This is a genomic window from Candidatus Pantoea multigeneris (assembly GCF_011752615.1).
GTDB lineage: Bacteria > Pseudomonadota > Gammaproteobacteria > Enterobacterales > Enterobacteriaceae > Pantoea > Pantoea multigeneris.
In genome coordinates, this window is the sequence record NZ_VWXF01000002.1 from 242,721 (window position 1) to 256,298 (window position 13,578).

Genomic DNA, 13,578 nt, shown 5'->3' on the forward strand with positions numbered 1-13,578 from the left:
TCAGGCTCCGTCAGGCTGAAAACAGGCGATCAACTGCTGGCGAGTGGCCTCTGGAATCGGGCGTGGTTTGTGATCGTCGAGATCGACGCACACCCACACCAGTTTGCCGCTGGCACAAATTACCGTTTCATTATTACGTTGCAATTCAATCGCGAAGGTCAGACTGGAATTACCCAGTTTCTCCAGCATCACTTTTGGCGTGACAATATCATCCACCGCCAGCGGCAGGTGGTACGTTGCCTCACTTTTTTTCACATGATAGGATACGCCAGCTGTGGCCGGGCGAAATAACGGGATTAAATTAAAGGCGCGCAACTGTTCGACAACCGCATCTTCAAAGTAATCCAGATATACTGAATTATGAACATGTCCGTTTAAATCAATATCCCGCATGGATACCCGGAATGTTTTAATAATAACGTCACAAGTCACAAAAATACGACTCCAGAATAACCGAATGGCGGAAATTTTACATGAAAAATAATACCTGCACCAGAGCCATGGTCCGCGCATTTGGCGATATTAGCGAGGTGGTTGAACTGGAAAATGTTCCGTTGCCACCGCTGGCAGCGGGCCAGGTTCGGGTAAAAATGGTCTATGCCACCATCAATCCCTCTGATGTTATTACCCTTTCTGGTGCCTATCGCTCGCGTATCTCTTTGCCTTTCGTACCGGGCTTTGAAGGGGTGGGTGTGATTAGCGAAGCCCACCCAGACAGCCCATTACAACCCGGCCAGCGCGTTCTGCCGATTGGCAGCATGGGCAACTGGCAAACCCTTAAAGATACCGATGCCGCCTGGTGTTTTACCCTGCCCGATTTTATTAGTGATTTACAGGCCGTTTGTAGCTACGTTAACCCGATGACGGCCTGGTTAATGCTGACCGAGGCATTAACTTTCTCTCCTGATATGCGCATTCTGATTAATGCCGCCAACTCGGCCATCGGTAAAATGTTAATTGGGCTAGCTAACCTGCGCGGAATAAATCCGATTGTGGTCGTGCGTAAAAAAGAGAATATGAATCTGTTCTCTGAGTTTAATACTGAGGCCGTACTTAACTCCAGCGACGTTAATTTCCTTCAGCAGATGCAGTCAGTAAAAAATAGTGGTGGCGTGAATGCCGTACTGGATTGTATCGGTGGTGATGAGTCACTTATTTATGGCGATGTGATTCGCGCAAACGGCCAGTTTATTCATTATGGTCTGCTGTCAGGTAAACCGGTACCGCCACAGTTCTGGCGCTCACGACCGGATATTCGTTTCAGCAACTTCCACCTGCGGCAGTGGGTTCACAGCCAGCCGCGCGAGCAGGTGCAGGCGCGGCTGGATGAAGTGATGGCCCTGATCCGCGACGGCGTCATCTACACCGAACTGGGAGAGACATTCCCGCTGCTGGAGATTGATCGCGCCATTACTGCGCTGCGCGATCCTGACCATCAAGGCAAAGTGGTGATTGATCTGCGCTGATTACCAGCCCGGAAAGGCACGCCGCACCGGGCGAATAATCAGGATCGCCAGCACAATCTTCACGATATCGCCGGGAATAAATGCGGCGCTACCCAGCGCCGCTTTCGCCAGCGGCAGATGCGCTGCCACCGCAACCCAGGGAATGCCAATCGCATATTCCAGTACGATACCGCCCGCCACCATGATCAGAAACTCCTGCCACGGCGTGGGCTGCTTTAGCTTGCTATACAGCAGGCCTATCAGTCCGGCCACCAGCGGCCAGGCAAGGATATAGCCACCGCTTGGGCCAAGGAAAATCCCTAAGCCGCCTCGTCCACCGGACAGCAGCGGGAAGCCTACCGCCAGCAGCAAGACAAACAGCAACATCGCCAGTGCGCCCCGTTTGGCCCCAATCAGCGCGCCCGCCAGCATAAAGCCAAAGGTCTGGACGGTAATCGGCACGCCAATCATGGGAATATTAAACGCCGGGAACAGCCCCATTGCCGCAGTCAGTGCGGCAAACAGGGCAATCAATACGATATCTTTCGTGGTCACGCTTTTTCCTCAGGCTCGCGGATTATCATTAGAATCTGGCGCGGCATCATAGGCCCGCGCCTCAATAGCCTGGGAAATATCCTCAGCCATCTTTAACGTGCGCACCATCACCGGCACGGCGATGGCGATAATACTGTGGTCCAGCCCGCGCGCTTTTTGCGCTTCCCGCACGTCAACCGTGATCGCCGCCAGCACCGGAATAAAGCGCATCGCCAGCGCCAGCGCGAGGCTGACTTTCGCCGGATTAATACCAAGAAAGCGCAGCCAGCCCAGGCTTTTTTCCAGCGCGGCGATCATCGCCGAACTGCGCGTGGTGAGAGTGATTAATGCCGCAGCGAGGATCAGCGCTGCCAGCCGTACCACCACCAGCACACCTGCCGGCCAGCTCACTAATAAGCCCTGCACCACAAACAGCAGCAGTAGCACTGGCCACAGGGGTTTCACCTGACGCAGCAGCAAACGCCATGACAGCCCGGCCAGGGGATAGAGCAGCACCACCAGCAGCGCTACCGCCCCGCTCAGCCACAGCTGCGGCAGAAAGAACAGCGCAGTACCGGTACACGCCAGCAACAGCAGTTTGATGACCGGCGGCGTGCGATGTATCAGGGAGTGACCCGGTTGATAGTCGCTGCTGGTCATGACATGCGCGCCACATAAGCCGGTATGGCCACGGCCGGGACGTCATCCACTACCACCTGGCCGTGTTCGAAGACCAGCACGCGGTCAAAGTGTTGCAGGAACTCGAGATCGTGTGAAACCACAATAGCCTTCTGATCCAGCTCATCAATAGCCTGAGCGATGCGTCGTTTATTACGCAGGTCGAGCAGGGTCGTCGGCTCATCAAACACGATGTAATCCGGCTCCATCACCAGTACGCCAGAAATCGCCATCAGCTGTTTTTGACCGCCGCTGAGCAGATGCGCCGGATGCTGACGGAAGTCCTGCATATCGTAACGCGCCAGCACCGCCTCAATGCGCTGCTCAATCACCGCTTTGCTGAGGCCAAGATTTTTCATGCCGAAGGCGAGGTCTTCTTCCACCAGCGGCAGCACTATCTGGTTATCTGGGTTTTGGAAGACAAACCCCACTTTACGTCGTACCGCTTTGCCTGCTTTACGGGTGTTCAGACCATCCACCACCACATCGCCCTGCTGCGGCACCAACAGGCCATTGAGCAGGCGGACAAAGGTGCTTTTGCCACAGCCGTTGCTGCCGACAATGCCGACGCGCTTTTCATCGATATTCAGCGACAGGTTGCGCAATACGCTGCGCTCACCAAAGCTGTGGCTGACGTTTTTAATCTCAATCATTTCAGGATTTCTACTTTTTCACCGCTGGACGATAGACCCGTCCCAGCACTAATTTCTCGATGTGTGCCGCTGGCGACAGAGACAGAATAAAGGCGATAGATTTACAGATGTCTTCCGGTTGCAGCATCTCTTCTGCTGTTAGCCCGGAGCCTACGGACATGTCGGTATCCACCACGTCCGGGCACAGCACGCTGACTTTAATCCCCTGCCCAGCCAGTTCGCGACTGAGCGACAAACTGTAGCCCACCAGCGCATGTTTACTGGCCGCATAACCGGCGATGCTGCCATAGGCTTGCACTCCGCTCAGCGAAGAGAGATTGAAGATATGCGCCCGGCCAGCATGACGTAACGCCGGTAGGGCCAACTGGCACAGGTGATGTACCGCCGTGACGTTGACGTCAAGCATCGCGCTGAAATCGGGCAGCAGCGCCTTGCTCGATCCAGGCCGGAAAATCCCCGCCGCGTTAACCAGCACATCAATTTTGTGCAGCTGGCTCAGTACTGGCGTCAGCACCTCCGCCGTCGCCACCGGATCGCTGAGATCTACGGCCAGCAGGGTGACTTGCTGTCCCAACTGCTCATGCAGGCTGGCAGCAAAGCGCTCAAGCCGTTGTGCGTCACGCGCCACCAGCAGCAATGAATAGCCCTGCGCCCAAAAATGGCGTGCCACCGCAGCGCCAATACCTCGACTCGCCCCGGTTATCAGGGCCATTTTCTTACTCATCGCCCCTCCGGCGCTAAGTTGTCAACCAAAGTGGACCATAATACGTTAACCGTGGCGGCGATGCAGGGGGTTTTGGTAAAAATTAGGCAATGTGAACGGGGGATATTGATAAAATATGTGCGGAGAAAACCATAAAAAAGATGTGCCTTTTTGGCATGAACTGAGCAGTAAGTTAAGTAAAAACAGGATGTTTAATGCCCAGTACAGAATATTTGGATCAGATAATAGTAAAGAATAAGCGACTCTACGCAGAATTAGAACAGCTGAGAATAGTAGTCGAAAACAGAGTACTGTCTGCTCTGGAACAGCGTGCAGCAGAACGGGTGTTATACCTGGCAATCCTATCAGCTCTGGGCATAGCCAAACACTGGGCAAAGAAGCAAGCTGGGTTTGCTCCACAAGATGCTTACCAGGCTTTTGAGATACTGGTACAGAAAGGAAATCAGCCTATGGAGAGCCTGACGTCCTGGCGAAAAGTTATCGGTTTACGTAATGCGCTGGTGCATGACTACCTGAATACTGACCCGGAGATTGTGCGTAGCGTTATCGGACAGGGGTACTACGAACAGTTATTCACATTCGCTGAACAAGGGATAGACTGGCTGGCACAAGCTCAGTAGAGGAAGATTACGAGGATCAGTGCCTTAAATGTCGAGCAGGCACCCGGCAAGTTTGTTCGCTGGATGCCTTTCAGTTTTAAGCGGAAAGTCCCACCGCCACCGCCAGTGCTTTCTCCGCTGTGGCAAGGAAATCAGGAGCCGGTTTGTAAGAAGTATGAATCAGGTGGATTGCGCCATTAATGGTCGCCACTCCCACAGTTTGCTCCCCTTCCGTACCGATCAACACGCTTGGCCCCCACAGGGATTCCAGTTTGACGTGGCCGAACTCCTGCGCGAATGGCAACACGCCAAGATTCGAAATCAGAATGTCGGGCGCACAGATTTCACGGTCAAATTTCACCTTATCCGGCAGATGATTATTTTCCATGATCTCCTGCACCAGATGGATTAATGCCGCCATACCGGGCCGCTCACGGTAGGCATTGAGATCGTTCGTGACCGCGCGGGCGATGTTCCAAAACTCTGCCGCATTGCCCGCTGCATAATCGTAGGTCGGAAACAGTGCGAGGAAGCTCAATCCATAGTCGAGATCGGCATATTTACGCGCATCGATGGGTGTACAAATCCTTACCGGTAAACCGCTCCACCCTGGTGAGCTATGGAGTGCAATAGCCACCGCCGCAGACAGTGCGCCATGTACCGTCGTGTGTTCCTGTTTGGAACGAGCGCGAATTGCCTGAGACAATTCCTTCGACAGCTTCAGCCGTTGAATTTTCAGCTGCGCTAAGCTGCGCTCCGCATATGGCATCGGGCTTGGCAGCAGCGCTGGCGGATTAATATTTCCCGCAGGCTCATTGGGTTGCAGACAAATGTCTTCAATCGAAGGCAACAAGGGCAGCGCAGGCAGATTTTTTCCGGCTAATGTCTCCAGCACATCGTGAATGAAATACGTCAGCGAGCGGCCATCAGCAATAGCGTGATGCGCAGTCATAATCAATACGCAGCGGTCTTCGCTATATAACAGCGTTGCTTTCAATAACGCCACATCGCCAAAACCGAAAGGTGCGGCGAATTCGCGCTCCAGCTCACGCTCAATGGACGTGACTTTATTTAATCGTGCAACACGCAGGGGAATAGTGACGTGGGGATCGTGAAAGAAATGCAGCCGTTCGCCATTGTGCTTATCCACGCGAATATTCGCTAAGGGATGCCGGGCCTGGACTTTTTTCAGCGCATTGGCCCACTCCTCTACCGAGGTTTTCCCGCTGACCTCAGCGGTAATAGAGAAGTGTTTCGGGCTGGTGGTATCAACTTGCCAGGCATAATTTTCCAGTGCGCCGAGCGGGCGCAAAGGGTGAGAAATTAACTCGTCTTGCGATATATTTACCATTTATCTGTCCACATGAATGTTTAAATTTAAACATACAACAGCTGTATACAGAGATAACTGATATATGAGCTGTAACCCGTTGCAATACGAAATTTATACTAATCCTGTTTTGCACTAAGCGACAAGTTATTTTAATTTTTTTATTTGGTGATAATAACAATATCAAATCATTCATTATCTAATCAAGAGGTGCCTTATTAATTTCATTGGCTTGATATTTATAGGGTTTATATCTCAGACCGCTCCCTGATGTTAATAAACATTTCTTTGCTAATGAAATACAATTCGAATACCTACTGGCGTAACTGTTTATTTTAATAGAAGGTTTTATTCACATTGATAATGTTGGTATTAAAACCGGACTGTGTCGGTTGTAAGCAGATATTTTTCGGGTTTGAGCCGGCGTGGGTTCGGTTTTAGCGGGTTAGTGCCCTGTTCGACTTTGCTGGCTTGTACCTGTCAGGGCCGATGTTGTGGAAGTGCGATGAGCCAGCAGGCAAGCGAGCCAATTACAAACACGCCTGCAAGCATGAGAAAACGCATTATGCCAATCACCACGGTACGTAAAAACAACGACAGATCACGTCTTATGTTCTCCATTATTTTTCATGCCTTTAATCTGGTTAAGGTATTGCATATATTTCCCAGCCGGTTTCTTAATCGCGGTCTTTCTTATGCGCAATAAAATAGCAGCCGAAATATACAGCCAGGCCAAGCAGCGAAACCAGCATAGGTATGACAACGCGCATGAACCCGGTGCTGAGAAAGAACGCGGGGAACATGGCAAGCATAGTGATGAAAATCGTCAATGCCCCACCAATTTCGGAAAGGGCTTTTCGTAGCAATCTAATTAATTTTGACATCATCAAAAAAACTCACTTTTAGACGATGCTGTAATTTTTTCTTTATCAATGGTCATAGTTCCACCTCCCTACCCTTGCTGCTTCTACAATCATTTTTATCGTCAGTCGCTCAGGGGTTGAATAATCAGTTTTAAGACTACGCGGTAGAATAAAGTTAGGCAGAAATGGGATGCCTACCTGTGGAAAGTACTTGTGCCATTCGATATGAGTAAAATCAATGCTGTAAACATCCGCGATCTTTTCTAACAGATCCCAGACATCTTCTGGCACTGTAGCTTGCTTTCCGATATTGAGAGCACTGTCTAAGGTCAGATCTTTGGCAGAGAGTTCTTTTTGTATAAAGGCCAGTATTTCGTTATCCAGACTCATACTCTATGCTCCGGTTTTACGATGAGATTGAATCGTTTGATGCTATTCCAGGTAATTTTAGTTACGTCATATGCTGTTATAGCAACACCGAGCCATGGTAGCCAGCGCCCGATTAGTCCGCCAAGGCTGTTGGTCCTGGCCCATTGACCATTTAGCATAGTCTTCCATGTTGGTGATCTCCAGCTCGAACTTAAGCGGTGTTTAATCATTGTTCTCATTGCTAAAGATAACGCACTAGTACCTTTAGTTGTTCTCTTCGCATCGAGTTTCCCTCTGGTCTTTATTAACGGCATGCCGCCAATAATTAATGCTAATGCAAATACATCTTGAACATTGAGTTGTTTACTCGCCTCATCAACCACAATCCAGAATGCTAGTTCACCTTCCGTTAGATTAAACATACCAGCAAAAAAGTAACTACCATCTCCTAATCCTTCAAAAGTATCCATGTTATATCATTAGTAAATTACGGTGATTAACTATACTCGAATGAAGAATCATGTCTAGATTTAACGATGAAATATGATGGTAAAGTTTTGTATTTTTTTTAGGTGTTCTACTTAATAGTTTTCGTTAGATTTCTAGTGTTAATCGCAATTAAAATAACTATTATTTTATATCAAAAAAACATGGGATTCGTGATTGACAATCATAATAAATATACTAATTTAATTTTTAACTCTAAGTAGACATCATGATTTAAAAAACAGACGCATTAAAAGAAGTATATTTTACAAAGCTGAGAAAAATCTCAAACCCCGAAATGCAAAAAACCCCGCCGAAACAAGGGTTTCAAATTTTGGTGCCCGCCCCCAGAATCGAACTAAGGATACGGGGATTTTCAATCCCCTGCTGAGATAGCGGATGCTCTCAGTGAAATCACGCCGGAGCTTCAACTCCCGAAGTAACGAATACACCACCGGTCTGCGTGCAGGCCCTGAGCGCTGGCAATTTATGGCGATTTTTTATTCTCATCTCCGCAAAACTATTTTATCGCTGACATCTGCTTTTAGCGGTAGGAAACTGGTTCGGCATTATTATTGTTATCTCAACAACCAGCCAATGTTTCAGCAGCCTGAGAGAAATTCTAACGCGGTTGCCATCTAGAACTTAATGACTTGAGAGCACTCTTTCTTTTGAAGTGATCAATCCACTCAAACACTTAATGCGGATGTCACCTGGGTAATAAGGTGTTTTGTACAAACCAGCCAGCGCGGCATATCTATCTGCGCTTCCTGACGGAAAGCATTTATCCGTTAGGGATGAATGTTTCTCCGTCACTCTTTCCCCACTCCCGGAGTAAATACCATAGTGCTGCTTGGATTCACCCTCAGCAACCTGACGCCAGACATTTTCACGCTCAACAAAGATGATCATGCCGGTGTACAGCGGGTTAGCCTGAAAGAAAGACGGATTAAGATCGATTGGATCAGATTAGTCAGGCGATGGTTTATAAGGCTGAACTATACGAATCATCTCCTCCACAAAATTAGTTAAGTAATAAAAGTTATGCTACAAACTCATTCTAAAAAACCTCCCCTAATGGGGAGGTTATCTATTAATTATTCTTATTCAATTTATCCAAACCAATTTGCTTGGAAACAGAGTTATAGCTTATTTCAGCAACGGCGCATATTTGCTGAACTTCCACATCTGAACGTTCAAACATATAGAGATAATTTAATATGATACTCTTAACTAAGTTGTCAGATATTGGGTTTTTATCTAGGCTTTGCAATATTGTTCTTAAATGCTCAACTGATATTGAATTTCCTAACTCTAACATAGTAGCAAGCTTTAGTATTTTACCGGAATTAGAGTTATGAGCATCACACAAATCATCAATCACAGGTTGTAAATTATTACTCCCAATTGAAGATGAGATCTTCGTCAGGAAGGTATAACTTAACCCTAATACCAATTGAAAAAGAAAGTGCTTCGCCATCTCTTTTAATTGAAGCTGAGTGAGGTTGATGTTTTTCTCACCATTTTGCTCTGAAATTCTACGCTCAATAGCGTCTAAGACTATATCTGTCTCATCCTTTATATAATCAATAAAGAAGTCGAGAGATCGAAGGGGGGCATCAATTGCCTCACCAAGCAGTCTTTTTTTCTGAGGAACCTTTAAAGAACCATAGTAGTTTCTAGATAATTGGCCTAGAATCTCTAGAGACTTAAATGTTAAGTTCATTTCTTTAAGCAGATCAGTTCCAGCTTGCTCATCTTCCTTTCTATCACTTTGAAAATTATCATCATCAAATTTGTCAACGCTGTTGTTTTCTTCGATTATATCCTTGCGATCCTCATAAGCACGACGTAATTGAAATCGGTCTTGCTTTTGAAAATTTAACTTAGGAAGAGCATCAACAATGTCATTTATAAATTTGATATTAAGATCAAGTTTAGTTGGGGAGTTATCTTTGAATAGTTTCTTAGCTTGCTCAACTACTTTGTCGAGTATTGATTCGTCTCTTGAATGATGAGTTAAGAACATCAGGATGCTCATACTACGCCTTTTACCTAATGAACTAACAAGGCCATTAATTATCTCAATGGTTTTTTCATCTCTGATAGTTTCAGCCAAATGCTTGGCTATAAAAAAGTAATAGACATAAGGGTATTTGAATTTATAATATCCGCCATCCTTTTTTTCCATTATTTTCGCTTTAACTAGAAGAGATATTCTTGTTTCATAATCAATTCTAACACCATAATCTTGGCAGAAATTAAGGTTGAAATCCCATAAATTATCAGTAGTTTCCTCTTGGAGGTTATTAGTGAAATAATGGGATGACAGCTCTTTGACATAATTAAAGAACTCATCTAGTTCTTCTTTTCTAACAGAAGCGCTACCTAAACTGTGAGTAATTAAATACTCATAATAGTATCCATATGAGCCAGCATTCACATCCAAGGAGTTTCCATTTTCCATCGATTGAAGCATGGTCAGTAGGAAGAATGGTGTAGACGGAATGTAATTCCTTCCGATGATCCTCGATATGGTTTTAAATGCAAGATCATTTTTAGCTAGGAGGACTTTGTTTTCATTACTACATTCTTCTTTAAGGGAGTTCCATTTATGAACTAGATCATACCTAAGTTTATATCCAAGACGTAACATTTCATATTTTTCAAAACTCTCATCAAAGTAATTCTCACCTATAAGCTCACTCCCATTGAAGTCAAAACTATCACTTACTGAAATAATTATAATATCAAATACTCTTGCAGATTTATCTAAGAAGAGTTCAACAGACTTTCTATCACCTCTAATTAGATCAAAGCTATCGATAAGTGCAACCTTAGTTGCCGTGCTATTTACAAATTCAGTTAAGCTCAAGTTTTCATATTGGACTTCAAGGAAGCGCTGTAGAATTTTATCATATTCTAAACCTGCTCTTTTGACAGTGCTACAATCTATTGAAAGTGGAAGATATCCTTTTTTGACGGAATCTAAAAAATATTTTTTAAGCAGTGTAGATTTACCGCAGTACTCATCACCGATTAAAATAACTTTCTTGTTACCTCCAGATAGAATGCTATCCGAAGAAAATTTCTTCATATCAAGTTTGCTATTGCCATCAATTTTTTTCAGGTTCGGGTAAATAAACACATCTTCTAGAGTCAAATCATCCTTATCTGGATGTATAAAATTAACTCCAATATCTTTAATTGATTTTAAATAATCTATTTTTACAATGTAGTTATTTGTGCTGATTGAATTGCTTTTTATAATTTCACTTTGCTTAATCTGTTTTATTTCATGGAATTCTTCGTTTTGCCATTTGAAGTTTTTAATGAGCACGTCATTTTCTTCAAACTTGAAAGTTATAAATCCGTTATCATCGCTCCAGTCATCATCAAATGACATAGCTTCAAGCATAAGACATTTATTACTTTCGCTTTCAATTCTCAAACTATCTTCTACGTGTTCATGTCCGGTAATAACTATATTGCTTCTTTCCCTCAGGATATTTCTGAGTTGTTTATGATTATTAGGTTCTAACCAAGATAAAGGATGATGAAGCATTGTAATATTAATATCGCACTGCGGCGCATCTATTATATATTTTGTCGGGAAAGACATATCTCCGCCTTTCTCATTCCTTTGAGAACACCAAGCAGTATTAAATGTTGTGATGCCAATTTTTCTCTTACCTAAGTTCAAGACATAAGACTTTGAAAGTTTGTTGTAAGAGTCAGGTCTAAATGTGGTAAGTGATTCATCAAACTTATAATAGGCATCCATACCTTGAGTGATTAATTCAATTGAGCCGTCATCAAGAGAGTCAACCTCTGCTTTTAATAATTGGTTTCGCACAATGGAAGTGTATACGGAGAAATCGTGATCATGGTTTCCAGGGCACATAATTAAATGATATTTTGTGGCAAGCTCTTCAAAATAATCATACACATATTCATATTCTTCTTTGAGACCACTATATGCTATATCACCAGAAACCAAAATGAAGATATTTTCACTCTCAATGCTAAAAACGTTTAAATGTCGAATGAGAGCTTTTAGTTTAATTATTATCCTTTCTTTATTTTCATTTTTTACGTGAATATCACTTATATTTAGAAATAGTGCATTTTCCATTACGCATACCATTTATCATAGTTAGTGAATTGATAGTGTTATGCACATATAATCTATCTATATGCAAAATTAATCAATATGCTAAAGTATTTTTTTTCGCACCACATCCATCTAATTGATAATAAAGGGATTGTATGCTCACTCATTATAGCTCAACCTCAGCTACTTAAGATAAATTTATGATTTTGAGTTGATACCAACCCGTCATGTGTGCCCATAACATATCGTTGCTTACCATAGTATATTTTAAACTATTAATTTCATATTTATTTTCTTATTTTACTATTTCTTTCCTATTTATATTCAGTAATCCTAGCGTATATTTAAATTTATTTAATAGGTTAATTTTTTTCGATGTGTTATGAGGTTGTTTTTAATTTCATCTTCATTTCTCTTTATATTTTATTTTAATTCTAAGGCTGAAGTTAACTCCAAAGAAAAAATGACCACAAGAAACATATAAATGAAGATATACCTTTACGCGAGGAAATATCTGCGTTTGAAATGTCGCCTCATGAGAGCAATCGTTATGAGGGACTGAATAGTGGTATTAGAAAATTACAGTCACCTAATATAGATCCCATAACTCTTTTAGGAATTGAATCCCGCAGTGACTCCGAACGCCGTCACTACGCCGAACTCTGGGTAAAACAGGAATATGAGCACGCTGATCAAAAGCTCAAGTTCCAGCGCGAAGTAGATGAAGCTTGGAAGCGCCTCATGCCTAACATGCTGCTACTGAATATGGGCGACATAGCAAATATCACACATGATTCAGTTAGCTCAAAGCTTACGGAAAAAGAAGTCTTACAACCCAAACCCCGAAATGCAAAAACCCCCGCCGAAGCGAGGGTTTCAAATTTTGGTGCCCGAACCCGGAATCGAACCAGGGACACGGGGATTTTCAATCCCCTGCTCTACCGACTGAGCTATTCGGGCAACGGGGCGCATTAAACCCTAACTGGCCGGGAGCGTCAAACGCTTTTCGTCAGTTCTGCGCCGACTGCTCTCTTTTGCAGCAAACTGGCGCGAAATTGCTAAAAAATCCACCAGACCGCTCTACTGCTACACTCAGCGTAGCGCCCTCGCCTCTAGCCTCTAGCCTCTAGCCTCTAGCCTCTAGCCTCTAGCCTCTAGCCTCTAGCCTCTAGCCTCTAGCCTCTAGCCTCTAGCCTCTAGCCTCTAGCCTCTAGCCCTTAGCCCTTAGCCCTTAGCCCTTAGCCCTTAGCCCTTAGCCCTTAGCCCTTAGCCCTTAGCCCTTAGCCCTTAGCCCTTAGCCCTCAGCCCTCAGCCCTCAGCCCTCAGCCCTCAGCCCTAAAACTAATCAACCACCATTCCCCCAACAAACTCTATTGAACATTCGCCAGTGCCAGCCTGAGGGCGGGCATATAGCTCGCAGGCAGCGTGCCCATCACTGGGGATGTCGATTTTGGCTGGCCTTCACGGGTCGGAGCGATATCGAACCACTGGCGATTGAACGGCAGCTTAATCTCGCGGCTGACGTCAAACTTGGTATCCCACGATAAGCCGGCCTGGAGGAAATCGGTATCGCTTTTCCTGACCACAAACTCCGTTAGATAAAGGCGATCGGTCTTCTGGCTGGTACCAAAAACCACCTTAACGGCGTGATGTTCGCGTGAGACGGCGGTAACCAGGGCTGGACGTGGATAGGGGCCAGGTACACCTGGCAGATGTGGGAAGTGCACCCAAACCAGGTTGGCGACCTTTGGTAACACGGGATACAGCTGTGGTGTTTAAGGCT

13 protein-coding genes, 1 tRNA gene and 1 pseudogene are annotated in these 13,578 nt (G+C 45.2%); 4 read left to right on the plus strand and 11 right to left on the minus strand.

The window, feature by feature from the left end:
- Complete coding sequence (locus F3J40_RS06585; protein ID WP_026042594.1) at positions 1 to 417, minus strand: acyl-CoA thioesterase; 417 nt, start codon at positions 415 to 417, stop codon at positions 1 to 3.
- Positions 418 to 473: 56 nt separating this feature from the next.
- Between F3J40_RS06585 and F3J40_RS06590 the strand changes: the two genes are divergently transcribed.
- Positions 474 to 1,466 (plus strand): zinc-dependent alcohol dehydrogenase family protein, encoded by a 993-nt coding sequence (locus F3J40_RS06590; protein ID WP_167013118.1) that lies wholly within the window; start codon positions 474 to 476, stop codon positions 1,464 to 1,466.
- On the opposite strand, the gene F3J40_RS06595 is transcribed toward F3J40_RS06590, so the two are convergent.
- Genes F3J40_RS06595 through F3J40_RS06610 form a run of 4 tightly spaced genes read right to left on the minus strand, consistent with a single transcriptional unit; the run spans position 1,467 to position 4,034 of the window.
- Complete coding sequence (locus F3J40_RS06595) at positions 1,467 to 2,000, minus strand: biotin transporter BioY (RefSeq protein WP_167013120.1); 534 nt, start codon at positions 1,998 to 2,000, stop codon at positions 1,467 to 1,469.
- Between the two features lie 9 nt (positions 2,001 to 2,009).
- Positions 2,010 to 2,639, minus strand: a complete 630-nt coding sequence (locus F3J40_RS06600) for an energy-coupling factor transporter transmembrane component T family protein (RefSeq protein WP_167013121.1) — start codon at positions 2,637 to 2,639, stop codon at positions 2,010 to 2,012.
- Positions 2,636 to 3,310: an energy-coupling factor ABC transporter ATP-binding protein gene (locus F3J40_RS06605; protein ID WP_167013122.1), complete on the minus strand. Its 675-nt coding sequence runs from the start codon at positions 3,308 to 3,310 to the stop codon at positions 2,636 to 2,638. The genes F3J40_RS06600 and F3J40_RS06605 overlap by 4 nt, the downstream gene beginning before the upstream one ends.
- Positions 3,311 to 3,320: 10 nt before the next feature.
- Positions 3,321 to 4,034 (minus strand): SDR family oxidoreductase, encoded by a 714-nt coding sequence (locus F3J40_RS06610; RefSeq protein ID WP_167013123.1) that lies wholly within the window; start codon positions 4,032 to 4,034, stop codon positions 3,321 to 3,323.
- A gap of 194 nt (positions 4,035 to 4,228) precedes the next feature.
- Here F3J40_RS06610 and hepT point away from each other — a divergent pair, with 194 nt between their 5' ends.
- Positions 4,229 to 4,654, plus strand: coding sequence for a type VII toxin-antitoxin system HepT family RNase toxin (gene hepT / locus F3J40_RS06615; RefSeq protein WP_167013124.1), 426 nt, complete (start codon positions 4,229 to 4,231; stop codon positions 4,652 to 4,654).
- 76 nt (positions 4,655 to 4,730) lie between these two features.
- On the opposite strand, the gene F3J40_RS06620 is transcribed toward hepT, so the two are convergent.
- Positions 4,731 to 5,984, minus strand: coding sequence for a condensation domain-containing protein (locus tag F3J40_RS06620; protein WP_167013125.1), 1,254 nt, complete (start codon positions 5,982 to 5,984; stop codon positions 4,731 to 4,733).
- A 484-nt stretch (positions 5,985 to 6,468) separates the two neighbouring features.
- Here F3J40_RS06620 and F3J40_RS06625 point away from each other — a divergent pair, with 484 nt between their 5' ends.
- On the plus strand, positions 6,469 to 6,669 hold the full coding sequence (locus F3J40_RS06625) for a hypothetical protein (RefSeq protein ID WP_167013126.1): 201 nt from the start codon (positions 6,469 to 6,471) through the stop codon (positions 6,667 to 6,669).
- A 223-nt stretch (positions 6,670 to 6,892) separates the two neighbouring features.
- Here F3J40_RS06625 and F3J40_RS06630 read toward each other — a convergent pair whose 3' ends face one another.
- Both F3J40_RS06630 and F3J40_RS06635 read right to left on the minus strand, forming a co-directional pair.
- Positions 6,893 to 7,216, minus strand: a complete 324-nt coding sequence (locus F3J40_RS06630; RefSeq protein WP_167013128.1) for a DUF1493 family protein — start codon at positions 7,214 to 7,216, stop codon at positions 6,893 to 6,895.
- Positions 7,213 to 7,665 carry an STM2901 family protein gene (locus F3J40_RS06635; RefSeq protein ID WP_017347591.1) on the minus strand — a complete coding sequence of 151 codons (453 nt, stop codon included), beginning with the start codon at positions 7,663 to 7,665 and terminating at the stop codon, positions 7,213 to 7,215. Before F3J40_RS06635 ends, F3J40_RS06630 begins: the two co-directional genes overlap by 4 nt.
- Before the next feature lie 862 nt (positions 7,666 to 8,527).
- Here F3J40_RS06635 and F3J40_RS06640 point away from each other — a divergent pair.
- Positions 8,528 to 8,709, plus strand: a pseudogene (locus tag F3J40_RS06640) (DUF3577 domain-containing protein); the annotation flags it as partial.
- 65 nt (positions 8,710 to 8,774) lie between these two features.
- Here the strand turns inward: F3J40_RS06640 and F3J40_RS06645 are convergent.
- From F3J40_RS06645 to F3J40_RS06655, 3 genes are all read right to left on the minus strand, one after another.
- The gene (locus F3J40_RS06645; protein WP_167013130.1) at positions 8,775 to 11,816 is read right to left on the minus strand and encodes an anti-phage protein; all 3,042 of its coding nucleotides are present in this window, start codon (positions 11,814 to 11,816) and stop codon (positions 8,775 to 8,777) included.
- A gap of 863 nt (positions 11,817 to 12,679) precedes the next feature.
- Positions 12,680 to 12,755: transfer RNA gene (locus F3J40_RS06650), tRNA-Phe, on the minus strand.
- A gap of 410 nt (positions 12,756 to 13,165) precedes the next feature.
- Positions 13,166 to 13,552 carry a hypothetical protein gene (locus F3J40_RS06655; RefSeq protein ID WP_240155329.1) on the minus strand — a complete coding sequence of 129 codons (387 nt, stop codon included), beginning with the start codon at positions 13,550 to 13,552 and terminating at the stop codon, positions 13,166 to 13,168.
- Between the last annotated feature and the right edge of the window lie 26 nt (positions 13,553 to 13,578).